Genomic DNA, 19,497 nt, shown 5'->3' on the forward strand with positions numbered 1-19,497 from the left:
GGAGCCATGAGAATTCCTTACGAAAACAAAACAGAAAAAGCTCAGCATCTCGGCAGTGTCACTGTTCCGCCTGGGGAAACCCGTATGGTTGAATCCTCGTATATTCTGGCCAGAACCAACCAGGAAGATCGACAGGACGCGCCAAAATCGTCATCTGCTGAAACGGTCTGGAGCCTTGAAGAGTTCGTCAAACAGAATCAGGCAGAAGAAATCAAACAACTGCCCGAGCTCACTAATGAGCAGTTTGCCGCCGTGGTAGAGCATTACCAAACCAACAAGCCACCCAAGAAACTGGAAGCCGCGCTCCCTGTTGAAGCGGAAGCCCGCAAAGCGCAAGCAGAAGCGGATGAATTCGCCGCCACACTCAAGGCCATGAGCGACGAAGAGCTTCAAGGTGAGCTGATGGCTCATGCAGAAGACGAAGGTCGTCTGGCCATGATTCAGCATGAGCTGAGTGTTCGTGGTGAAGCTGACAGCGACGGTCAGGAGTAAACCAAAATGAGCGATTCTCCCTGGCCTAACTTTTCTTACGGTGAGCTGGCTTGCAAATGTGGCAGCTGTTCACCTGAGTCGGGCAAGCAGATCAGCCCGGAGTTGATGGAGCAGGTTCAGGAATTACGGAATCGCTGCGGTTTTCCCTTTGCCATCAGTTCCGCTTACCGCTGCAAAAACCATCCAACGGAAGCCAGAAAGAAAAACCCCGGTACTCATAGCCAAGGGGTTGCTGTGGATATTCTGGTCAGTGGTCAGCAGGCACACCATTTACTGCGGGAAGCAACCCGTATGAGTTGCTTTACCGGGATTGGTGTTAGCCAGAAAGGTGATCATGGTCGTCGGTTTATTCATCTGGATATTTCCCGTGTTGGAAATCGTCCGTGGGTTTGGAGCTATTGATATGGGTTTTCTTGGAAAACTGGCCAAGACACTCACCGGAGGCTTGGCAGAAGAGATTTTCAGCACAGTGAAAGATTACTTTCCTCCATCTATGTCGGAGAAAGAAAAGTCACAAGTGCAAATGGCTTTGCAGAATCTTCAGGATAAACGCGAAGCCAGGGCAGAACAGGCAACGTCTGAAGCTGCTCAGGAGTTTAATCAAAGAATCAAGGATCTTGAAGGCACTGCTGCTGACTTGAAAGTTATTCCAGTTTTGGGCCCGATTATTATTTTTCTTAGGGGGTGCCAGCGACCTGTCTGGGGTTTCCTTTGCATGTATCTGGATTTCAAGTGGTTCAGCAGCTGGGAACTAACAGAGCAACAACAAACAGCAATGATCGTTATTAATTTGCTGGTGCTTGGTTTTTTGTTTGGTGAAAGAACCGTCAAAAACCTTATGCCACTCATTGTCAAAATCTGGGGCAAGGATAAGTAATGGAATTCTGGGATGCACTCGTAGCACTAATGCCGTTAATTCTGTTCATCGGTGGGCTGTTGCTGGCATGGAATGTTTTCCTGTTCACCCAGCTCTACAACCTGAAGATGAAAGTAGCTGAAGAGTACATTCCAGAACAGAAGATTCGTGCGCTCCTGCAAGACATGGAAAACCGCATTGAAACCAAGCTTGATCTTGTATTAAAGCTACTGGAGGGGCGCCATGACTGATATGTCCCTCCAATCCCTCAAAGAAGATTTAAAAGCCTCTCTGACTGATTCTGCCGAGTATCTGGAAGATATGCTCGAGCAGCTTCTTACTCTGGCGGCGGCAGAGCTGGCACGTTTCAAACACTACACCCGCCACAGCTTTGTTACTCTGCAACAGGGCGTCACTGTCTACGATGCCCCTGCCGATCTGATCGGTTTTAAATGTCACAGCTGGGGATTAGCACAGCGCCAGATGTATCAGCCCTGGCAGCCTGGTTATCCACAACGGTTGCCAACGGTATCCATCACCGGTGGAAAAACGAAACAGCTGGCTCTTTCATTTCCGCCCGATCATGTGTTGATGGGACAAGCGGGCTGCCGGTTTGATTATCAATACTACGCCCGTCATGTATTGAGTGAGAGCACAGAAGAAACCACAGTACCGGAATCCGAAAGAGATCTGCTATTACTCCGGGCCCAGGCAGAAGCCATGAAGATTCTGTCGATCCGCTATTCAGATAAAACCATCAGCAGCAAGCAAATGGTTTCCGGCGCAACAAAAATAGGCACACCGGCAGCACTCTATAAAGAATTCCTGAACGACTTTGAGCGGAGGGCATCATGCTAAGAGCTCTCTCTATCGATGTCTTAAACGATGAACAATTTCGTAGAGCTCTGGAGCAGGCCCCCGAGACGCTGCGCAAGCACCTTAAAAAGAGCGTAGGTCGTGGTGGTCAGGAAGCCGCCAGAGAACTGAAGCGCAACGCACCCAAAGCCCACAGCACACTGGTAAACAGCATCCGCAGTGCGCGGGATGGTGAGCTGACTGCCATTGCTGCACCCAATACTGATTACGCCGCATTTATAAATAACGGTTCTCAGCCCGGTGGCGCACCGCCACTGCAGGCATTGATTGACTGGATCAGGGTAAAAGGCATCACTCCGAACAATCCCGCCCATGATCAGCGTGACTTAGCGTTTATGATTCGCCGTTCCATTGCCCGCAATGGTATTAAGCCACAGCCGTTTAATGATGAAGCGGCAGAAAAAATCACCCCTCGTATTGAGCAACTGTTGCGGCAGTCCGTCACCAACGCACTGGCGGAGGTGGGCTTATGAATATGACCGATCAGGTGATGGAAGAGCTGCGCACCAATCTCGAAGCCTATGTGCATCAAACCGATCCGGAGCAACTGGTGACCAGAGAATGGCGCGACCGGGATCATTATAAAAAAGAACAGCGAAACATCGGTATTCATGCCCTGCTCTACCGGGGTGAAATGTCATCGGACAATCCCTACGCCAGCACCATCAAAGTGCTGATTTATGGCTTAACCCGTGTTCACCAGAAAAACGGCGATGGCCTGCAGCTGGAACAACAGGAACTGGCCATGATTCAACAGCTCAAGGGTTTTACCCAGAGTGATGCCGGCGCCCTGGTGCGGATTAACAACATTGTCACCAGCCTGCAGGTGGAATGCCCTGAAGGTTGGTACATGGCGGAATGCGAATACGGCCCTTTAGATCTCAGCATCAATGAAAACCGCTGGGACGATGGACGAGAGTTTACCGGCAATATGTACGCCAGCCGGGAACCGGAAATCGGCGCAGCCCATAAAGACGACTACACCCATCTGCTGGAGAACGACCATGATTGATCTGGCAGACATTAATCAGCGTCTGGAAAAGCTGCTGGAAACCGGCACCATCGATGAGGTGAAGTTAAACCCTCTGCGCTATCGGGTGAAGTTTTCCAGCTCAAGGCAAAGCTATTGGCTTCGCCATGGTTTTCAGCGTATGGCCAGTTCTGCCAGTTGGGACCCTTACGTAAAAGGTGAGCAAGTATTGTGTGCCCGCCCCGGTGGCGGTCGTCAGGGTGTGGTGATCTGCGCGGTGGATTCCGATCAGCACGGCCAGCACAGCAACTCCCCTGATGTATTCCGTCGTGATATGCCAGATGGTGCAATGTTTGAGTACAACAGCAAAAGTCATCAGCTCAATATCACGTTGCCAGCTGCCGCAACCACCAACTTTATCAGCCAGGGCGGCATCAACATGAAAGGCCCGCTGGCTGTAGATGGCCCGATCACCTCCACCAAAGACATCACCGACAAAAAATCCTCTATGGATGATATGCGGGACACCTATAACACCCACGCCACAGGCAATCATGTTCCCCCAGCTCCGGAGATGACTTGAATGGCCATCGGTACCCATGAAATCACCGGTAAAAAAATCACCGGCTTGCAGGAACTGAAGCAACGCATTCAGCGCCTGTTCCGTACCCGCAAAGGTACTCTGGTGATCAAGCGTACCTACGGTTCGGATATGCCAAAACAGGTGGATAGAAAAATCGTGCCCGGCTACCGGTTAGATGTGTACGCAGAAGCGGCGGAAACACTGGCCAACCCGGTCAACGAGATTAACGACGAATTCAAACTGCACCAGACGCATATGGCCATTGATAACGAAACCGGCGATGTATCGCTGATATTGAAAGGTGAATACCTGGTGGATGGTCGGGTCGTGACTCTGGAGGGCATCGGTTTATGAGCAATCCCCTTTCCCAGCTGCCGCCACCGCGCTTTGTCGAAGAGTTGTCGGTAGACACTATTTTTCAGCAGCGCCTAGCAGTATTGCGAACCACTGATCCGAAGCTGGCGGATAACCTGAGAGTGGGTGATCCAACCTATAACAGCATCCTCCAGGGATCACTGCGGGAACTGCACCTGCGGCAGTATGTGAATGAATCCGGCAAGGGAGTAATGCCGGCTTATGCAAAAGGTAATGACCTTGATCAATTGGGCGCCCGCTGGAAAGTTGAACGACAGGTGATTGACCCCGGTGATCCGGACGCCACACCACCCATTGACCCGATTAAAGAAGACGATGAACGTTTTCTGGAAAGAATCCTGCTGGCTATGGAAGGGCAAACCAATGCTGGTACAGAATCCGCTTATCATTTCCATGCGTTATCGTCTGACCCAATGGTGTTGGACTCTGCCGAGAAAAGCCCTACTGAAGGCCAAGTGCTAATCAGTATTCTTTCCCGGGAAGGGGATGGCACCGGCAGTGAAGAACTTTTGTCACGGGTTCGGGCGCATATGATGCAACCCCATATCCGACAGATGACTGATGAAGTCGTGATTCAAAGTGCCACCGTTCACACCTATCGACTGGAAGCACGATTGATTGCCGCTGCCGGCCCTACAGCATCGCTGGCATTAGAAGCCGCCAGAGCCAAAGCTCAGGAATACGTATCACTGGTGCATCGGATGAAGGTAAAAGCCTCCATCTCCGGTATTTATGCGGCACTTCAGCAGCCCGGCATTATTGATGTGAATCTTGTTTCACCCGTTGCCAGTATTGATCCGGGCGATACCGGTTCAACCTTCTGTTCTGCTATTGAATTAACGCTGGAGGTGGCCAATGGTTGATCTGTTACCCGCTTCCGCTACCCGGCAGGAACGCGCCGTTGCTCAGCTGGATGAACGGTTGAACAACATTCCGGTGCTGTATCGTGAATTCTGGGACCCGTTTAAATGTCCGTTGGATTTGCTGCCCTATCTCGCCTATCAAAGCTCAGTGGATGAGTGGAACAACAACTGGCCAGAACATATCAAACGACAGGTCATTGATGATGCGCTCTATCAACACCGTATTAAGGGCAGCCGCCTGGCGGTGGAAAATGCCATTGCCCGGTTTGGTACCGTTGGGCATATCACCGAATGGTGGGAAACCACGCCAAAAGGTAAACCCCATACTTTTAAGGTGGATGTATCGGCTCAGGATAATGAGCGGATGTTGCCGGTGTTGGATATCAGTGGACAGGTTTTTATTTATGGGGCAGATCCTATCCCTGTCAGAACAAGCCGAATTTACAAGCTCAAAATAAAGACTCGAAAAGTTGAAGGAAGTGGTCAGTTCTATGCAGGAATTACTGTTCTGGACTCTGAATACAAAGGGATAAACATTGGTGGTTATCCTCGTGTTCATTGTGCAGCTAAAGGTGTAGCGATCAAACCTGAAGATGGTTGGGTAACCTTTGAGGGTGAGGTTGCAGGAATCGGCACCAGTGATGATTCATTTAAAGAGGGAACGGTTTATGTTCGCCCTCACTTTATTGTGAATTATTCAGGTTCAGGGCTGGCGCAAGTAGCAGAGGTTGAATTGTGGGATTTATTCGACAATAAGCAACTGATAACAAATTCCCGGTTTGAAAATGGCAAGCAAGGCTGGAGTCGTGATTATGGTGGCGAAACCGTCCCCGACAACGCCCCCGGCACCATCACCAGTGCTGCTTTTCGCCCCGATGGGGATTTGCAGTCCGATATGATCAACGCAATCAACAAGGCCAAACCATTACGCAGTCATTTTGATTTCACCGTGGGTACCGTGCAATCGGCACCGGTGGAATTGCAATCACGGCTGACCATTCATGTATTACACAGGGGGAACTGGGAATAATGGCTTTCACTATTCACCAGAGCGGCATCGATGCCGCCATCAACGCCCAGGCTTCCGGTTTTTCCGGCGAGACGTTGAGTAAAGTCAAACTGTACAACGGCAGCAGCCTGGTTAAAGAACTGACGTTGCAAGGTGTGTCCGTGATCGAACCCTCACGGATTTACACCGTCGCTACCGATGCCACCGTGAACGAAAGTTACGATGTGACCAAGATGGAGTTTTACGTCAGCTCCGGTGCGTTGTTTGCCACCGCACAAAGTGATGATGGCTCGGTACTTCAGAGTAAAGGACCTGATTCGGTATTTTCTCTGGCAGAGCAGCTGAATCTGAGTGCGGCGCCGGGGAGCATAATGCCTTCGGGGGATATTACGCTGACTAATCCGCCGGCCACTGAGAAGTTTTTGGGGATTGGGCAGATTGCTACGGATGCGAAGGTAGATGAAGGGGAAGATGATTTTGATTGGGTTACTTCAAAGAAGCTCCAGCGCCGCCTATCATTATTCGCAAAAGATGCCACAGAATTATTGAAAGGTTTTTTACGAATCGGCACACAGGATGAGGTGAATGCAGGTGAGATAAACGACGTGGCCGTGACCCCTAAAACATTAGCTGGCTGGCTTCTTTCAAAAGTATGCGTTTGGGCTAATCATTCTAATTCACCTCAAATCAGCAGTATTACCATTGCCGGTATATTTAGGATTTATTTCGGTAAAGGTGCAAATAATGGTAATAATAATGTGCTCTTTCCTGCTGCCTTTAGTTCGATACATTACGTCAATGCTATTGACGATCAATCCGGGAGCCATATATCCATAACAACTATTACGGCAAGTACTTCTGCAATGAAAGTTCACGGAGGTGTTGTTGGTAGTTTCTGGTGGGTTGCCATGGGGAGGGTCTGACTGTGAAACAGTATTTCTATACGATTGATAACAATGGTTTAATTACTGGGTTTTACATCACTAATAAACCACCTGGAAATGCCATAAAAACAAACAAAAAGGAGCATGAAAAAGCATTACTGCTTGGTAACCAGAGCACAGAATTATACGGAGATGTTTCTGGCTCTATTACTGGCAGACCATTACCAGATCAGCCTATAAACCTAGATAAAACCATCGAACGCCAATGGCGCAACCAGGAACTGGCCTTAGCCGACCGCTGCTTCACCCCAAAATTCGGCCACACTACCTGGACGACAGAACAACGCCAAACAGCCCAGGATAAAATAGGCGACTACATCGACCTGTTAAAAACCGGCCCTAACGAGCATTCGGATTTCCCTGATCAGTCATGGCGCCCGATCTGGCCGGAAGGTGTACCACGCCCCGTAGGCTAGTGCATTGATTAGCAGTAACCACAAGCAGTAAACTAACAGCAGTCCAACTAACAGCAGTCCCAAACAACCCGCAGAAGCCATCGAAGGTATTGCGATTCACTCTCTCAGGAGAAGGAGAATCACAATGCCTCAGTTTCGACACGGCATTTATGGCGCAACCAGCGCAGCTGGTCCCCGCCCCGTCACTATCGCACCTACCAGTACCATTGTTATTTGGGGAACCGCTCCCGATGCGGATGAAGCGGTATTTCCCCTCAATACACCGGTACTGATTCCGGGCTCACCCCTGAAAGCCGCCAAGCTGGATACCAAAGGCCAGCGCACCGGCACGCTGTTATCAGCGGTGGAAATCATTCTGGCCATTACCGGCGCTATTGTTGTTGTCATCCGTACCGAAGAAGGTGACGACGATGCAGCAGCCATCACCAACATTCTGGGCGGGACCGATGCCACCGGAAAGCGCACCGGCATCGATGCAGTCTTCAATGTTCAGGCCATGCACGGGCTCAAGCCCCGTATTTTGATTGCTCCCGGTTTTTCCAGTGATCAGGCGGTTGCCACTAAATTGCAGACAGTGGCCAATCGTCTCCGTGGGTTCTGTTACGCAGACGCTCCCGGCAGCACCGAAACCGGCGCCAATGTCTATCGTCAGAACTTCGGTTCCCGTCGTCTCGAAGTGTGTTGGCCAAGAGTCATCAACACCAAGGCCGAAAAAGTACCGATGTCTGCCGTGGCTGCGGGGCTCCGTGCAAAAGTAGACAACACACCCTGGGAAGAGTATTCCGCCAGCATTTCCAACTGGAAAGTTTTGCCTATTATCGGCACTGAATATCCGGTGGATTTTGTAGACGGTGATAACAGCTGCCTGGCTTACATTCTCAACAGCAACCAGATCAGCACCATTATCAACGACGGTGGTCTTCGGTACTGGGGCAATCACAACTGTTCTGATGATCCGAAGTGGCAGTTCTCAACCCATGTGCGCATTAACGACATCATTCTCGATGCCTCCACCGCTGCACTGAAATGGGCAAGGGATCGCAAGATGAACAAGACCTTTGTGGATGATGTGCTGGAAACCCAGAACAACTTTCTGGCAGGGGAAACCCGCGCCAAGAACCTGTTGGGTGGTATTGCCTACGCAGATCCGGAGCTGAATGCCCCTGATGTGATTCTCGCTGGTGAATTTTATATGGATTACAACTTCACCCCTCCGGGTGTGGCGCAAGCCATCATGATCACCAGTCATTTCGTCAATGACTACGCCACCACCATCTTTGAGTAGCCCCGGCTACTCAACGGCACCATAAACCAGAAAGGGAGAACACATTATGGCAACCCCAAAAGTACTGGCGGATTACAACTGGTTTGCTGATGGCATCGGCAAAGTCGGTTTGGTCCCCAAAATCAAACTGCCCGACTTCACCAAGGTGATGGAAGAATATATGGCGGGCGGTATGGCAGCGCCTATTGAGATTTTCATGGGCTGTATTGAAGCGCAAACCATGACAGTCACTCTGGCAGAGCCTGACCCACAGGTATTGAAGCTGTTCAAATTCACCAACGGTGAAGAAAAGATGTACACCTTCCGCTCGGCACTGACCGGTCGTGGTGAGGCCGAAGGCTTTGTGGTGAAGTGTCAGGCGCAGTTGAAAAACTTCTCTATGGATGACATTGAGCGCAAAAAACTCTCCAACTGCGATATTGAGATGACGCTGGTTACCTACAAACTGGAGCGCAAAGGCGAAGTTATCTTCGATGTGGATGCCGATGGTGGGCAACTGATCGTTGATGGTAAGGATCTGCGGGCTGACATTAATAACCTGATTGGTAACTGATATGAGTGATAGCGAACAGTCTGTGGGTTATCAGCCAATTCCCATCCAGTTTCAAGTACCAAAAGAACTGGGTGGTGAATTGAAAAAATCCGTCATTATGCGGCCGCCCACTACGGAAGATGTGGAGTTGGCTCAACTCATGGCGCAGAGCCCTGTTCATAAGGACATTCTGCTCTACGCCAATCTCACAGAAACATCCGAAGAGTTTGTGCGTTCTCTGGCGTTTTACGACTTCAGGCAACTGGAGAGTGCCTTCGATGCTTTTATGTGCCCGGTGTTCGATCATGTCGACAAGCGTGCATTGTTCTTGCCAAAGCCCTTGGAGGCCACAGCCTCAAAGAGCTGAAAGCGACACCGGTTCATGAAATCTTTGAAACCCTGCAGGAACTAAAGGAGCTGGCCCGGGATGTCCCAGAAGAATGACATCGGTATTCGCATTACTGGCGAGGTGGATAAACGCACCATCCGGGCTTTTCGTACTACGGCGAAAGAATCGGAGAATGCCCGTAAGCGCATGATCGGCAATGCGGGTAGAGATACCCGGGCTATTGGTCAGGTGGCTCGCTCTCAGGGTCGCCTGAATCGTACGGTTAAAGACGTCACTCGCAGTATTGGGCGGGAAGACCAGGCATTCAAACGGGCTTCCCGATCCATTGGTGATTACGATCGCAAAATCAAAGCCGCTACCAAAAGCCATAGTCGTTTAAAGAAAGCCGCCAAAGCCACAGGCAATGCCATCAATACCAAAGTGGCCACTATTGGTGGCGGCGCGGCTGTCGGGCTTTCGGCTAAACAATTGGTGGATGATGAAGCCTTTTGGACTCGACTGAAAACTGACTCCAGCGCCTCTGCTGAAAAAATTGAATCCCTGAAAAACCGCACTTTTGATATGGCCGTGAAAATGCGGATAAACCCTACCATGCTGAAAGCCTCCATTGCAGAAATACAAAAGCTGACCGGTGATCTGGATCTGGCTTCTGAAAACTTGGAAAACATGGCTATTGGTATTCAGGGTTCAGGCTCTACCGGTGTGGATATTGGTGGCCTGGTTGCCAATCTGAATAAAAAAATGGGGCTTCGAAGTGCAAAGGAGATGCTGGAAAATTTAGATATTGCCAAACAGCTTGGTGATAAAGGCGCGTTTACCCTGAAAGATTATTCCAGTATGGGTGGCCGTGTGCTTTCCGACCTTGGAGCCCGTGGCATCACCGGTACTCAGGGTAATGTTGAAGCTATGTCTTTACTGCAGTTTGGTATGACTGGTACCAGTACTAAAGATACCGCAGTGAGTGCCTCAAAAGCGGTGACTCGTGATTTGCTTGCAAACCGGGACGAACTGGAAGGTTTCGGGGTGGATTTGTTCGATCAAACAAAACCCGGGGAACAAATGCGTTTGCCGTCAGTCGTTCTTAAAGAGCTTTTTGATGCCACTGAAGGATTGCCTACCCAGCTGACTAAAGTCTTTGGTGATGAAGCATTCGAATTGATTAAGCCAATGATGATTGATTATCAAAACGGCTGGAAAGACTACGACAATTATCTTGGTACTCAGGGTGATGGAAAAGCGCTGACCAATGCGGCAATGGAGAACCGAAACACCGCATCATCGAACCTGACCTATATCTCAGCCCTCTGGAATTCCTTTCTTGATGATGCTGGTAGTTCACTGATCAGCTCCACTGCAAGCCTTTTTGAAGATACCGACAACGACACGGCTAAAAAGGTGGTGGGGTCAACGGGTCTTGGTGCGATGGGTATGGCCGGTGGTGCTTCTCTCGGGGCTGCTATCGGTTCCATTGTGCCTGTAGTTGGTACCGCTGTGGGCGCAGGTGTCGGCGCCCTTATTGGTGGTATGGGTGGTGCGCTTTCCGGTTATTTCCTGTCAGAAGATCAGGAGCGCCCGGCAGATCAGCAAGCCAGAGCCCTGTTGCAGGAATTCCAGAAACAGGAGCGAAGCATTCAACAAAAGGCCGCGGCCAGTAGTTCCCCAGTTACCGTCAATATGGGTGATATGAATTTCATTCAGAAAGAAGGCGAGCGCGATGAAGAGTTTTTAGAGCGAGCCCGTCAAATGATGCGTGAAGAAATGGAACGTGCCGCTGACAAAATGCGCCGGGATCAACAGCGACAGCTAACGGATTATTAGGGGGCTCTATGGTCGAACCACAACTGGCACTGGGTGCATATCGTTTTGGCACCACTACCGCAGCACTGCAGGAGATGGACGAAACCTCCGAATGGCGCTGGGCAGATAAAGAGGTTATTCAGGGCAAACCCCGATCTGATTATATTGGCCCCGGGCTGGATTCACTTGAATTACCCGGTGTGATTTATCCTCACTTTCGCGGTGGGTTGGGTCAGGTGGAAGCCATGAAAGCAGAAGCCGACAAGGGTTCACCATTGCGACTGGTGCTGGGTACCGGTCAGGATATGGGGCTCTGGACCATTCGCCGAATTACTCAGCGTAAAACCGTACTCCAACAACAAGGCGTGCCCCTAAAAATTGATTTCAGAATCTCCCTGAAACAATACGGAGGCGCCGTTCAATAATGGCCAAATACACCACCAGAGACGGGGATATGCTGGATGCCATCTGTTACCAGTATTACGGCCACCTGAACGGCACGTTGGAAAAGGTACTCAATGCCAACCCCTGCTTATGCGAAAAGCCGATACTACTGCCCGCCGGGCTGGTGATTGAATTGCCAGTGCTGGAAGCCACAGGCACCACCGAAAGCATTGATCTGTTTGAATAATGTGAATAACGGGAACACCCATGACGCCAGATTTTAAAATCACCATAGGCGGTAAAGATCGAACAGAGATTATCCGGGAAAACCTGATCAGCATCAGCCGTACCGATGAGGCCGGGCACAAATCCGACAGCCTGACCATTGAGCTGCACGACAATGGCAAACTGGCGTTTCCTTCCAAAGAGCAGGATATAAAACTCTGGATCGGTTATCGCAACCCACTGACCCGTAATATTGATCTGGTGTATCGGGGTAACTACCGGCTCGATGGTGTGGAGTTTCCCTTTCCGGATTATCGAATGATTTTCTCCGCTTCCGGTGCCCGTTTACGCGGTGGCTTTACCTCGCCCCGGGATGGCGTCTGGCAGGAGATGACTCTGGGCACCATTGCCGAAACCATTGCGGTGCGTCATGGGTTTGATCTGGCCATTTCCGAAAAGCTCAACAACATCCCCATCGAATTTGAAGATCAGAAAGCCCAGAGCGATGCCGATCTGCTCACTCGGTTAGCCAGTCGTTACGATGCCACCATGAAACCGGTAGGTAATAAACTGGTGCTGTTTGAGAAAGGCGACGGGAAAAGTGTGTCCGGTAACAGTATCAAGCCAGTGCATATTCCCATTAATCAGGAAACCGCCGGTAATGTGAAACTCAGTGGCCGGGTCAGGCAGAACTCGGTACGGGCCAACTACCGCAACCTCAATGCCGGTGGTGAGCAGTTTGTCGAAACGTCATCAGAACAACCTCAAAAGGTGCTGCCTCAGCTCTACGATTTTGAACCCGATGCCCGACAAGCAGCCTGGGCGGCGCTCCATGAAATTCAGCGAGCGCAGTTTGAATTTATTATGAGCAGAATGCCGGTGAATCAGGATGTGCGGGCAGAAGCCCTGGTGAATATCACCGGTCATCGCAGACCACAGGCTAACGGGGAATGGGTGGTGAAATCCTTAACGGAAACCCTGGATAATCAGGGCTTATGGCAGAGCTTTACCGCCAGTTATCCCAAGCAACGGGTAAAACAGGTGCCTAACCCTGCTTAGCGCCGATCATTCGCTTGGCAACCGACAGTATTAACGCTTTTTCTTCATCGGTTAAGCGTTGAGCTTCCATCACTATTTCCTGCTCAATACGGCAGATTCTTTTGCTTCTCATTTGACCAATGCCTCTTATGTACCAATCCATACTGATATCCAGAATCTCACAGAGCCTTTCGATGCAGTGCATGGTTTTCGGATAGCTATCCTTCTCCCACTCTTTAACCGCACTCAGGCTTCGGTTCATCATTTGTGCCAGCTGCTTCTGTGATAGGCCTGCCGTGTTCCGGGCAAACCTCAATCGTTTATAGGCTGTTCCCGGGAGGTAGTCGGTTGACCCGGCCATTACTGCACCTCAAGTACCTTTGAACTGGCTTGTTGTAGTCATGCCTTTGAAAAGTAGTTAGCGTTACAGGGTAGGCGATGTGACAGAAGGGCTTGAGTTCACATTGACAAAACAAATAGCGTAATGGAACGAAACCTGAAGCAGGAAGCCAGAAAGGAGAACACCATGACATCCAAGGTAAGTATCAGCATTACTGACTACCAAAGAATGAAGGCGGCAGAGTGTTTGGTCATAGAACGTATGGTGACGGAGAACTATCGTGACAACCTTGCTCGCTTGATATCTCTGGCGCGCCTTCGGGTGAAATTGGTTGCTCATCGAAAAAAGTACAAGGGGTTTTATAAACAGAAAGTTGAAAACCTGCTTAACCAACAAACAGGAGAAACAGAACAAACATTCCAATCAGTCCAATAGGTAGCAAAGTCAAAAAAACTACCCACGAGATGATTCTCTGCCTGCGTGATAGACCGGGAGCTTTAATACCGCACTGAGGGCAGGCAGGGGCTTGGTTTGATACCAAATGATGGCATTCTCTACATTCAGTCAACATACTATCCTCCTTGATGGCTGTTGTGCTTGGCGGGTCTATAAAACGTCAATCATCCCCTGTACAACAAGGGGGTCCAGATCGGCCGGTGCCAGATTCTTTTTTACCGCATGTTTATAGGCTGCAGCGATCACCTTGATCTCATCATCCAGGTTCAGGCTAACACCTTCATCGGCCTGCAACTGCTTCACCATTTGCATGACTGCTCTCATCAAGGTGATGGATACTTCGCCTTTCTCCACTACGGGTTTTACGGTTTGCAGCTGTCCAAATGATAAATCCCTGTCGTTTACTGGTTCCGGTTGATATAGCCCAAGTGTTTTACCATCGCCGTGTATCTGGTAAGGACCAACTCTTCCGGTGGCAATACCGTTTAATGGTTCCGGTTCCATGTAGCAAATGTAAAGGCGCTTATCTGCAAAAGAATCCCATAAATAATGTAAGGTCTCGTCACCGAAAGGCCCAGCCATAAACTCTCTGGCGGTATAGTTAATGCCCTTTCCTTTGTACTCATGGTAAGCCGGTGTCGTTAATTCGATAACTACCCGACGACCGTCGGTGAAAATATAAACATTTTCCCATATGCCGTCTTCTGCATGCGCCTGAAGCTCTTCAGCCAGGAGCAAATCAGTTTCAAAGTTCGCAACGATATAAGGCGAGCCTTTCTCTTCGAGTAACCAGTTTGTACTTACATTCTCTGATCTCTGAATTGCGACAAGAATATCTGCTCCGGGAATATTGCCTTTCGTAATGTGCATTGATACCCCTCTCGAGAAACCCAAGTCATTAATAAACGGGGTTATTTTTCGCCCGTGAAGTATATCTGTGAGTCGCTCGAGAAAAATAGTCATCAAAATGTGATTAAAATGCTTTGACAGTTATAAATACATGATTTAAATTAATCTGACTCTGCAAACAATCATAAATATATGACTTGCTGCACAGTGTGACACATTACATTAATTATTCCTTATAAGGAGACAAATATGCAATTCGTTCTGCTCAGTTCAAGAGCATCTCTCGAACTTACCGAGAGAATAGACCGACTGGCAACGGCGGAGAATCGCAGTCGCTCACAGAAGATGCGAATGATGTTGGAAAAGGCGGTAAGTGAAGAAGAGCAAGCTCTGGGGTTGCCACCAATCACTGAAGGCGAAAAAGCCGTAAACGATCATGCGGCCTGAATAAACCGCCAACGTACAGTGGGCAAGATTAATCAACTTAGACGGGGAGCAAATTATGGCAAGCAACAAGCAACTGCCTATTCGCACTTTTCGGTTTATCGATGAGTTGTCTGACCAGCGTTTAGTGAGGTTGGCGGAAACAGATCGTCGAAAGGTGGCACAAATGGCAAGACTGATTATTGAAGATGGTCTGAATGCCATGGAGAAGAAGTTGGGTTTGCCACCCATTGATAAGGCAAGTGAAGCAAGCAGTAACGAGGCAGATCATGCGGCCTGAAAAAACAAAACCCCACCAATGTGGAGTTGGCAGGGTTCAATAAACATACTTAAAACAAGAGACATAAGAATATGAAATCTCTGATTGAATTGCAAATCGCAGTACTGGCAGACGACAACACAGGCATTCAAAGTTATCTGAGTGAGATTGATCGTAAGACTGAAACTGAGCTGTTCCAACGTGCCGGTGAGCATTTTGGTTTCAAAACAGTGCTTATTGAGGGGCGTTGCTACGGACGAAGGAGTTCGTTAGCCCGCGTTTTTGGGTATACAGATGAGTCTGGTGTGAGAAAAATTTTCACCAGACTTCAAATTCCTACCCGATCCATTGGTTCATTCGGACAAAATGTCCGGTCTGAATTAATCGAAGCTTTAGACCTAAGTCCAAAAGACACAAAAGCCACTCTCATCTGTTGGGACTCGTTCTTAGTTGCTGGAATGCACTCAACGACAGATCAAGCCAAACAAGTTCAAAAATATCTCCTCGAAACCGAGCGAGCCGCTCGTATCGCTAACGGTGTCGGTTTAGACCTTGACCTCCACAAGGTTCGCCAGAACCGACTGGCTGAAGCTGACCAGGTGAGCAAAATGCTGGCAAGGGTAGATCGTATTCAGGATGCCTCGATGAAGCGGGTAGCCCTGGCAGAAATTAATGATGCGATGGGTGGAACCCTGAAAAAACACGGTATGCAAATCGATTTGCTGGAAGAGGGAAAATCTCAGCATTAAAGGTTTCAACTAAACCGATAGTTCGCACAACACCTTTATAAGGTGCAAAAAAAAAGCCCCCTGGCAGGGGGGCTTTTACAGGCAAGGCTAGCAGGCCCTGCCAGTGACGCCGGAAAGCCCTAGGGCTGAACCGATAGCTCGCACACTTTCGCCACACAGCAGATATTAGCACATCTTCTGTATGTCAAGGGTACTTCGGCGTCCACCAATTAACCATGTGAATGGAAATGGAGACGTCACAATGCCCACATCAACCGATACTGCCCGGCCTGATTTCAGCCTGGTACTGTCCGCGATCCGCAAAGCCTGTGAGCAATACCCCGGCGGTACAAACGCCTTAAGTCTGGCGCTGGGGAAAGGAAGTAACACCCTTGCCAACGAACTAAACCCCGCCATGAGCAGCCACAAGCTTGGCCTGTTCGATGCCCTTACCCTGTTAAGCCTGTTGAAAGACCCTGCTCCCCTGCGAGCCATTGCCGCCATTCTCAACCACACCATTATTCCCCTGGGAGATTTCTCTACCACCAGTGATGTTGAGTTACTCAATGCCTATGCCAAATGGCATGCGGAGATCGGAGATGTAGCCCGAGAAGTGTCCAAAACTCTGGAAGACGGTCGCATCGAAATGCATGAGTACCAGCGGATTCTCAAAGAAGGCCTGGAACAGGTTCAGCAGTTCTTTCTGTTTATGAACCGGTTAGAGGCCTTGATCGATGGCTGAAATACCGAAAGATCTTCGCAAGCGGGGGATTCAGCGGGTTACCGACAATGTTGCGCCCGGTCAGGTGTTAGACCCAAAGCATGTTGCCAAAGCTGCTCGTATTTTCTTTAAGGACGAACTAATCGAGTTCCTAACGAGGTACCAGGAACGGCAGGAGAACACACCATGCCAGGTATCAGACCCGAACACCGCTGGCAGCGATTCCCCAAGCGACAGCTGTGCATAACGCTGGAGCAGCAGGACGTGACACCAGCGCAGATGTCGGAGTGCTTTCAACGAAGCTCCCTGGTGAATGCCATGAGCTTTGAAGAAGCCATGGATGACGATTTGCTCAGAAGAATCATCAAGCTCTATGCCCGGGCAACCCGGGAAAGGCAACAGAACCAGAAACAGGCCATCGGTGAAGCTGAAGGAGGTAAGCCGTGAAGCAGAATATAAAAACCAGAAAACAACAGGTGTTTGATACTTACTTTACCCATTCCGAAGAAAAGCGGCTGCTTGCCTGCCTGAAACAACAGGCCAGTGTCGAAGCCCGTCGGGATCTGGCATGGATGCAGTTGGCTCGCCACTCGGCGGTTCGGGTTTGTGTGCTTTCTGGCCTCACCCTGGGTGATGCCATGTTGGCACTGCGCAGTGAACGGCTGGAAATTCGCCCGGAGATAAACAAGGGCAATAAACATCAGAGCCTGTTTGCCAGTAAGAACATTCTTAAAGCCCTGCGCACCCTGGTGAAAATTCATAAGGAGATGGCTCAGGAACAGGACTGGCCAGAAACTCCCTACCACGATCGCCCGTTGATTCTCTCCCGCAACCATAAAGGCATGAGCATTCGTTCCTTCCAATCCCGCATGACTCATTGGTGCAAAGCGGCGGGTGTTGCTCCCGGCTCTCCCCACTGGTGGCGGCATACCTGGGCAAAGCGACAGGTAGAGGCCGGTGATGATGTCGGCCGGACATTACTGCGGGTTCAGGTGTTTCTTGGCCATGAAGATTTAAAGACCACGGCCATCTATACCCAGCCAGACAAAGAAGAGATGCAGGATTTCGGGAGGTTTGCGGTATGAACAGCCAATTATCAAGAAGTGATCAAGCTCACTATGAACAACAACAGGCGTCTATTGCTCTGTGTATTGATATTCAACCACCGGTGGTGAAACAGGTTCTGCAATACGTGTTGATTGATCACCCGGTAGGCGACAACGCCAGGCAGCTTGCCGCCATTTTTGTCGGTCTGGCGCTTCGTTCTCCGGTGGATCTGCAAGGTTTAGCCGAATTTGGCCGGGAAGAAATGCGCCTGTTCCATGAACTGATTGAAGAAGCCAACACCAGTATTGATCACTGGCCAGTGGCTGCCGGGCTGGTCAAACAGCTTTATCAATTTTAGGAGAATTTCATGCTGGTACTGACCCGCAAAACCGGAGAAGTCATTCGTATTAACGGTTCCCTGAGCCTGAAGCTGCTGGGTTTCAGCAATGACTATATCCATGTCTCCCTGTCGTCCAGTGAGGAGCGCGTACTGATCAACCGGAACCATGGCGTGTTGTTCAATGCTGCTGGCTTGAAAGTGATCAGCAAACCCCGGAGCAATTTCGTCCGGTTTCTGATTGATGCGCCCAAAGACGTGAAGATCTGGCGCGAAGAGATCTGGCTACAGATGAATGGGCAGGAAGTAGCGTGTAAGCCCAAACAACAAAAACAATTGAATAAAAAGGAGGTGGCTTAGTGGCTACGCAACCCAACCAACAGAGCAATCGGAAGCAAGCGCAGGCGTTGGTGCGTTCCCTGGTTGATCTGGCCATGGGCGACACGGGTGCTGCTTCGGCAGCAGCCCAGGTGTTGCTGAGCTGTTACGACGGCTCAAGTTTTCATCTGTGTATTCGGGATATGTGTGTTCTGGATAAACAGCACTATCAGGCAGCGCTGCTGCTGATCAATTTGCGGGTGCTGGACGGCATCGAGCCTCAGGAGCTGTTTGATGATTACAAACTGTTCCCGAAAATCGCTGAGCGCTGGAAGGATCACCTGCACTACCAGGTAAGAGGGAATGACCATGGCTGAACCCGTGTATGACTTTGAGATTGAATCTCTGGAAATCACCAGTGATGAAGAAAAGGCATTCAGCAAGCTGATCTCCCATATTCGTCAGCATCACATGACGTTGGATGGGGCTCTTTCTGATCAGGAGTCCCGGCAGGTGCTGAAACTGTTGAATGACATTAATAAGAGCATTGCCCATATGGGGAAAGTTGATCCCCTGCCCAGCACCGGAATGATGGGGGCGACGTTACCGCCACTGTTCACTAAACGAGTTATTCGATGTTCGTAATTCGCAACCAACCCAATGGCACCGGCTATGAACTGGTGCCAAAGCAGCCAGGGCAGGCGATCTACCGGAAACCCCGCCCAGACACTGAACAGAAAGAACAAGACCATGGACAGACAGCAGCACAGACAACAGAACCGACAAAGACACAGCAAAAGCGATGACCTTCTGGGTTTTCGCTGTCATTTCTACCCGGCGAGCATCTGCACTGGCAGACAGATACCCGCCAAATGTCGTCCGGCCTTTGCCGCTGATCGTCCACTCTGCCCCGACTCCGGGCAGTGCAATAAACCAGAAGCCGAGCGGGTGAAGCTGGTGAATAGCTGCTCTTAACCGTCAGCATCAATAACAAAGAACGCTAT

Annotated in this window: 34 protein-coding genes; 32 read left to right on the forward strand and 2 right to left on the reverse strand. The window is 49.9% G+C overall.

What is annotated here, in order from left to right; translation table 11 throughout:
- Positions 1-6 precede the first annotated feature (6 nt).
- The 20 genes from AKL11_RS16770 to AKL11_RS16865 all read left to right on the forward strand — a co-directional run bounded on the left by AKL11_RS16770 (position 7) and on the right by AKL11_RS16865 (position 13,015).
- Positions 7-492 carry a hypothetical protein gene (locus AKL11_RS16770; RefSeq protein WP_067519504.1) on the forward strand — a complete coding sequence of 162 codons (486 nt, stop codon included), beginning with the start codon at positions 7-9 and terminating at the stop codon, positions 490-492.
- A 6-nt stretch (positions 493-498) separates the two neighbouring features.
- Positions 499-894, forward strand: a complete 396-nt coding sequence (locus tag AKL11_RS16775; RefSeq protein WP_095210454.1) for a D-Ala-D-Ala carboxypeptidase family metallohydrolase — start codon at positions 499-501, stop codon at positions 892-894.
- Positions 860-1,369, forward strand: coding sequence for a hypothetical protein (locus AKL11_RS16780; RefSeq protein WP_253705218.1), 510 nt, complete (start codon positions 860-862; stop codon positions 1,367-1,369). Before AKL11_RS16775 ends, AKL11_RS16780 begins: the two co-directional genes overlap by 35 nt.
- On the forward strand, positions 1,369-1,599 hold the full coding sequence (locus tag AKL11_RS16785; protein WP_067519508.1) for a hypothetical protein: 231 nt from the start codon (positions 1,369-1,371) through the stop codon (positions 1,597-1,599). The genes AKL11_RS16780 and AKL11_RS16785 overlap by 1 nt, the downstream gene beginning before the upstream one ends.
- Positions 1,592-2,206 carry a hypothetical protein gene (locus AKL11_RS16790; RefSeq protein ID WP_067519511.1) on the forward strand — a complete coding sequence of 205 codons (615 nt, stop codon included), beginning with the start codon at positions 1,592-1,594 and terminating at the stop codon, positions 2,204-2,206. Before AKL11_RS16785 ends, AKL11_RS16790 begins: the two co-directional genes overlap by 8 nt.
- Entirely contained in the window at positions 2,200-2,697 is a 498-nt protein-coding gene (locus AKL11_RS16795; protein WP_067519513.1) for an HK97 gp10 family phage protein, read from the forward strand. The genes AKL11_RS16790 and AKL11_RS16795 overlap by 7 nt, the downstream gene beginning before the upstream one ends.
- Positions 2,694-3,236, forward strand: coding sequence for a hypothetical protein (locus AKL11_RS25255; RefSeq protein ID WP_067519515.1), 543 nt, complete (start codon positions 2,694-2,696; stop codon positions 3,234-3,236). The genes AKL11_RS16795 and AKL11_RS25255 overlap by 4 nt, the downstream gene beginning before the upstream one ends.
- Positions 3,229-3,777: a phage baseplate assembly protein V gene (locus AKL11_RS16805; RefSeq protein WP_067519517.1), complete on the forward strand. Its 549-nt coding sequence runs from the start codon at positions 3,229-3,231 to the stop codon at positions 3,775-3,777. The genes AKL11_RS25255 and AKL11_RS16805 overlap by 8 nt, the downstream gene beginning before the upstream one ends.
- Positions 3,778-4,131, forward strand: coding sequence for a hypothetical protein (locus AKL11_RS16810; RefSeq protein WP_067519520.1), 354 nt, complete (start codon positions 3,778-3,780; stop codon positions 4,129-4,131).
- Complete coding sequence (locus AKL11_RS16815; RefSeq protein ID WP_067519523.1) at positions 4,128-5,015, forward strand: baseplate assembly protein; 888 nt, start codon at positions 4,128-4,130, stop codon at positions 5,013-5,015. Before AKL11_RS16810 ends, AKL11_RS16815 begins: the two co-directional genes overlap by 4 nt.
- Positions 5,008-6,045, forward strand: coding sequence for a phage tail protein I (locus AKL11_RS16820; protein ID WP_067519525.1), 1,038 nt, complete (start codon positions 5,008-5,010; stop codon positions 6,043-6,045). Before AKL11_RS16815 ends, AKL11_RS16820 begins: the two co-directional genes overlap by 8 nt.
- On the forward strand, positions 6,045-6,947 hold the full coding sequence (locus AKL11_RS16825; RefSeq protein ID WP_067519527.1) for a hypothetical protein: 903 nt from the start codon (positions 6,045-6,047) through the stop codon (positions 6,945-6,947). The genes AKL11_RS16820 and AKL11_RS16825 overlap by 1 nt, the downstream gene beginning before the upstream one ends.
- A 2-nt stretch (positions 6,948-6,949) precedes the next feature.
- Complete coding sequence (locus tag AKL11_RS16830) at positions 6,950-7,384, forward strand: hypothetical protein (RefSeq protein WP_067519530.1); 435 nt, start codon at positions 6,950-6,952, stop codon at positions 7,382-7,384.
- 124 nt (positions 7,385-7,508) lie between these two features.
- A complete protein-coding gene (locus tag AKL11_RS16835) occupies positions 7,509-8,669 on the forward strand; it encodes a phage tail sheath subtilisin-like domain-containing protein (RefSeq protein WP_067519532.1) in 1,161 nt (386 codons plus the stop codon).
- A 46-nt stretch (positions 8,670-8,715) separates the two neighbouring features.
- A complete protein-coding gene (locus AKL11_RS16840) occupies positions 8,716-9,222 on the forward strand; it encodes a phage major tail tube protein (RefSeq protein ID WP_067519535.1) in 507 nt (168 codons plus the stop codon).
- Position 9,223: 1 nt separating this feature from the next.
- Positions 9,224-9,568 (forward strand): phage tail assembly protein, encoded by a 345-nt coding sequence (locus tag AKL11_RS16845; RefSeq protein WP_067519537.1) that lies wholly within the window; start codon positions 9,224-9,226, stop codon positions 9,566-9,568.
- Positions 9,569-9,628: 60 nt separating this feature from the next.
- Positions 9,629-11,368, forward strand: coding sequence for a glycine zipper domain-containing protein (locus AKL11_RS16850; RefSeq protein ID WP_067519539.1), 1,740 nt, complete (start codon positions 9,629-9,631; stop codon positions 11,366-11,368).
- 8 nt (positions 11,369-11,376) lie between these two features.
- A complete protein-coding gene (locus tag AKL11_RS16855) occupies positions 11,377-11,772 on the forward strand; it encodes a phage tail protein (protein ID WP_067519542.1) in 396 nt (131 codons plus the stop codon).
- Positions 11,772-11,978 (forward strand): tail protein X, encoded by a 207-nt coding sequence (locus tag AKL11_RS16860; RefSeq protein ID WP_067519544.1) that lies wholly within the window; start codon positions 11,772-11,774, stop codon positions 11,976-11,978. Before AKL11_RS16855 ends, AKL11_RS16860 begins: the two co-directional genes overlap by 1 nt.
- Before the next feature lie 20 nt (positions 11,979-11,998).
- Entirely contained in the window at positions 11,999-13,015 is a 1,017-nt protein-coding gene (locus AKL11_RS16865) for a contractile injection system protein, VgrG/Pvc8 family (protein ID WP_067519546.1), read from the forward strand.
- Here AKL11_RS16865 and AKL11_RS16870 read toward each other — a convergent pair.
- A complete protein-coding gene (locus AKL11_RS16870; protein ID WP_067519549.1) occupies positions 13,002-13,355 on the reverse strand; it encodes a helix-turn-helix domain-containing protein in 354 nt (117 codons plus the stop codon). The genes AKL11_RS16865 and AKL11_RS16870 overlap by 14 nt on opposite strands.
- Positions 13,356-13,520: 165 nt before the next feature.
- Here AKL11_RS16870 and AKL11_RS16875 point away from each other — a divergent pair, with 165 nt between their 5' ends.
- Entirely contained in the window at positions 13,521-13,769 is a 249-nt protein-coding gene (locus tag AKL11_RS16875) for a hypothetical protein (RefSeq protein ID WP_157673619.1), read from the forward strand.
- A 171-nt stretch (positions 13,770-13,940) separates the two neighbouring features.
- Here AKL11_RS16875 and AKL11_RS16880 read toward each other — a convergent pair whose 3' ends face one another.
- Positions 13,941-14,660, reverse strand: coding sequence for a hypothetical protein (locus AKL11_RS16880; RefSeq protein WP_067519553.1), 720 nt, complete (start codon positions 14,658-14,660; stop codon positions 13,941-13,943).
- Between the two features lie 228 nt (positions 14,661-14,888).
- Between AKL11_RS16880 and AKL11_RS16885 the strand changes: the two genes are divergently transcribed.
- The 11 genes from AKL11_RS16885 to AKL11_RS16935 all read left to right on the forward strand — a co-directional run bounded on the left by AKL11_RS16885 (position 14,889) and on the right by AKL11_RS16935 (position 19,468).
- A complete protein-coding gene (locus AKL11_RS16885) occupies positions 14,889-15,086 on the forward strand; it encodes a ribbon-helix-helix domain-containing protein (protein WP_067519556.1) in 198 nt (65 codons plus the stop codon).
- A gap of 55 nt (positions 15,087-15,141) precedes the next feature.
- On the forward strand, positions 15,142-15,363 hold the full coding sequence (locus AKL11_RS16890; RefSeq protein ID WP_067519558.1) for a hypothetical protein: 222 nt from the start codon (positions 15,142-15,144) through the stop codon (positions 15,361-15,363).
- Between the two features lie 71 nt (positions 15,364-15,434).
- Entirely contained in the window at positions 15,435-16,091 is a 657-nt protein-coding gene (locus AKL11_RS16895) for a hypothetical protein (RefSeq protein ID WP_067519560.1), read from the forward strand.
- Between the two features lie 241 nt (positions 16,092-16,332).
- Positions 16,333-16,812 (forward strand): phage regulatory CII family protein, encoded by a 480-nt coding sequence (locus AKL11_RS16900; RefSeq protein ID WP_067519562.1) that lies wholly within the window; start codon positions 16,333-16,335, stop codon positions 16,810-16,812.
- A gap of 165 nt (positions 16,813-16,977) precedes the next feature.
- Complete coding sequence (locus AKL11_RS16905) at positions 16,978-17,238, forward strand: hypothetical protein (RefSeq protein WP_067519565.1); 261 nt, start codon at positions 16,978-16,980, stop codon at positions 17,236-17,238.
- Positions 17,235-17,876, forward strand: a complete 642-nt coding sequence (locus tag AKL11_RS16910; protein WP_095210456.1) for a tyrosine-type recombinase/integrase — start codon at positions 17,235-17,237, stop codon at positions 17,874-17,876. The genes AKL11_RS16905 and AKL11_RS16910 overlap by 4 nt, the downstream gene beginning before the upstream one ends.
- Positions 17,873-18,196 (forward strand): hypothetical protein, encoded by a 324-nt coding sequence (locus AKL11_RS16915; RefSeq protein ID WP_067519567.1) that lies wholly within the window; start codon positions 17,873-17,875, stop codon positions 18,194-18,196. Before AKL11_RS16910 ends, AKL11_RS16915 begins: the two co-directional genes overlap by 4 nt.
- A gap of 9 nt (positions 18,197-18,205) precedes the next feature.
- Positions 18,206-18,535, forward strand: coding sequence for a carbon storage regulator (locus AKL11_RS16920; protein ID WP_067519569.1), 330 nt, complete (start codon positions 18,206-18,208; stop codon positions 18,533-18,535).
- Positions 18,535-18,870 (forward strand): DUF7673 family protein, encoded by a 336-nt coding sequence (locus AKL11_RS16925; RefSeq protein ID WP_095210457.1) that lies wholly within the window; start codon positions 18,535-18,537, stop codon positions 18,868-18,870. The genes AKL11_RS16920 and AKL11_RS16925 overlap by 1 nt, the downstream gene beginning before the upstream one ends.
- Positions 18,863-19,138 carry a hypothetical protein gene (locus tag AKL11_RS16930; RefSeq protein ID WP_157673620.1) on the forward strand — a complete coding sequence of 92 codons (276 nt, stop codon included), beginning with the start codon at positions 18,863-18,865 and terminating at the stop codon, positions 19,136-19,138. Before AKL11_RS16925 ends, AKL11_RS16930 begins: the two co-directional genes overlap by 8 nt.
- Before the next feature lie 105 nt (positions 19,139-19,243).
- Positions 19,244-19,468: a hypothetical protein gene (locus AKL11_RS16935; protein ID WP_157673621.1), complete on the forward strand. Its 225-nt coding sequence runs from the start codon at positions 19,244-19,246 to the stop codon at positions 19,466-19,468.
- Positions 19,469-19,497: the final 29 nt, after the last annotated feature.

It is taken from the genome of Endozoicomonas ascidiicola (assembly GCF_001646945.1).
Taxonomy (GTDB): Bacteria; Pseudomonadota; Gammaproteobacteria; order Pseudomonadales; family Endozoicomonadaceae; genus Endozoicomonas; species Endozoicomonas ascidiicola.

What these genes read in the sequence shown, in the direction of transcription:
- AKL11_RS16770 (WP_067519504.1), top strand. Translation starts at nt 7, where the DNA reads ATGAGAATTCCTTACGAAAACAAAACAGAAAAAGCTCAGCATCTCGGC.
- AKL11_RS16775 (WP_095210454.1), top strand. Translation starts at nt 499, where the DNA reads ATGAGCGATTCTCCCTGGCCTAACTTTTCTTACGGTGAGCTGGCTTGC.
- AKL11_RS16785 (WP_067519508.1), top strand. Translation starts at nt 1,369, where the DNA reads ATGGAATTCTGGGATGCACTCGTAGCACTAATGCCGTTAATTCTGTTC.
- AKL11_RS16790 (WP_067519511.1), top strand. Translation starts at nt 1,592, where the DNA reads ATGACTGATATGTCCCTCCAATCCCTCAAAGAAGATTTAAAAGCCTCT.
- AKL11_RS16795 (WP_067519513.1), top strand. Translation starts at nt 2,200, where the DNA reads ATGCTAAGAGCTCTCTCTATCGATGTCTTAAACGATGAACAATTTCGT.
- AKL11_RS25255 (WP_067519515.1), top strand. Translation starts at nt 2,694, where the DNA reads ATGAATATGACCGATCAGGTGATGGAAGAGCTGCGCACCAATCTCGAA.
- AKL11_RS16805 (WP_067519517.1), top strand. Translation starts at nt 3,229, where the DNA reads ATGATTGATCTGGCAGACATTAATCAGCGTCTGGAAAAGCTGCTGGAA.
- AKL11_RS16810 (WP_067519520.1), top strand. Translation starts at nt 3,778, where the DNA reads ATGGCCATCGGTACCCATGAAATCACCGGTAAAAAAATCACCGGCTTG.
- AKL11_RS16815 (WP_067519523.1), top strand. Translation starts at nt 4,128, where the DNA reads ATGAGCAATCCCCTTTCCCAGCTGCCGCCACCGCGCTTTGTCGAAGAG.
- AKL11_RS16820 (WP_067519525.1), top strand. Translation starts at nt 5,008, where the DNA reads ATGGTTGATCTGTTACCCGCTTCCGCTACCCGGCAGGAACGCGCCGTT.
- AKL11_RS16825 (WP_067519527.1), top strand. Translation starts at nt 6,045, where the DNA reads ATGGCTTTCACTATTCACCAGAGCGGCATCGATGCCGCCATCAACGCC.
- AKL11_RS16835 (WP_067519532.1), top strand. Translation starts at nt 7,509, where the DNA reads ATGCCTCAGTTTCGACACGGCATTTATGGCGCAACCAGCGCAGCTGGT.
- AKL11_RS16840 (WP_067519535.1), top strand. Translation starts at nt 8,716, where the DNA reads ATGGCAACCCCAAAAGTACTGGCGGATTACAACTGGTTTGCTGATGGC.
- AKL11_RS16845 (WP_067519537.1), top strand. Translation starts at nt 9,224, where the DNA reads ATGAGTGATAGCGAACAGTCTGTGGGTTATCAGCCAATTCCCATCCAG.
- AKL11_RS16850 (WP_067519539.1), top strand. Translation starts at nt 9,629, where the DNA reads ATGTCCCAGAAGAATGACATCGGTATTCGCATTACTGGCGAGGTGGAT.
- AKL11_RS16855 (WP_067519542.1), top strand. Translation starts at nt 11,377, where the DNA reads ATGGTCGAACCACAACTGGCACTGGGTGCATATCGTTTTGGCACCACT.
- AKL11_RS16860 (WP_067519544.1), top strand. Translation starts at nt 11,772, where the DNA reads ATGGCCAAATACACCACCAGAGACGGGGATATGCTGGATGCCATCTGT.
- AKL11_RS16865 (WP_067519546.1), top strand. Translation starts at nt 11,999, where the DNA reads ATGACGCCAGATTTTAAAATCACCATAGGCGGTAAAGATCGAACAGAG.
- AKL11_RS16870 (WP_067519549.1), bottom strand. Translation starts at nt 13,355, where the DNA reads ATGGCCGGGTCAACCGACTACCTCCCGGGAACAGCCTATAAACGATTG.
- AKL11_RS16875 (WP_157673619.1), top strand. Translation starts at nt 13,521, where the DNA reads ATGACATCCAAGGTAAGTATCAGCATTACTGACTACCAAAGAATGAAG.
- AKL11_RS16880 (WP_067519553.1), bottom strand. Translation starts at nt 14,660, where the DNA reads ATGCACATTACGAAAGGCAATATTCCCGGAGCAGATATTCTTGTCGCA.
- AKL11_RS16885 (WP_067519556.1), top strand. Translation starts at nt 14,889, where the DNA reads ATGCAATTCGTTCTGCTCAGTTCAAGAGCATCTCTCGAACTTACCGAG.
- AKL11_RS16890 (WP_067519558.1), top strand. Translation starts at nt 15,142, where the DNA reads ATGGCAAGCAACAAGCAACTGCCTATTCGCACTTTTCGGTTTATCGAT.
- AKL11_RS16895 (WP_067519560.1), top strand. Translation starts at nt 15,435, where the DNA reads ATGAAATCTCTGATTGAATTGCAAATCGCAGTACTGGCAGACGACAAC.
- AKL11_RS16900 (WP_067519562.1), top strand. Translation starts at nt 16,333, where the DNA reads ATGCCCACATCAACCGATACTGCCCGGCCTGATTTCAGCCTGGTACTG.
- AKL11_RS16905 (WP_067519565.1), top strand. Translation starts at nt 16,978, where the DNA reads ATGCCAGGTATCAGACCCGAACACCGCTGGCAGCGATTCCCCAAGCGA.
- AKL11_RS16915 (WP_067519567.1), top strand. Translation starts at nt 17,873, where the DNA reads ATGAACAGCCAATTATCAAGAAGTGATCAAGCTCACTATGAACAACAA.
- AKL11_RS16920 (WP_067519569.1), top strand. Translation starts at nt 18,206, where the DNA reads ATGCTGGTACTGACCCGCAAAACCGGAGAAGTCATTCGTATTAACGGT.
- AKL11_RS16930 (WP_157673620.1), top strand. Translation starts at nt 18,863, where the DNA reads ATGGCTGAACCCGTGTATGACTTTGAGATTGAATCTCTGGAAATCACC.
- AKL11_RS16935 (WP_157673621.1), top strand. Translation starts at nt 19,244, where the DNA reads ATGGACAGACAGCAGCACAGACAACAGAACCGACAAAGACACAGCAAA.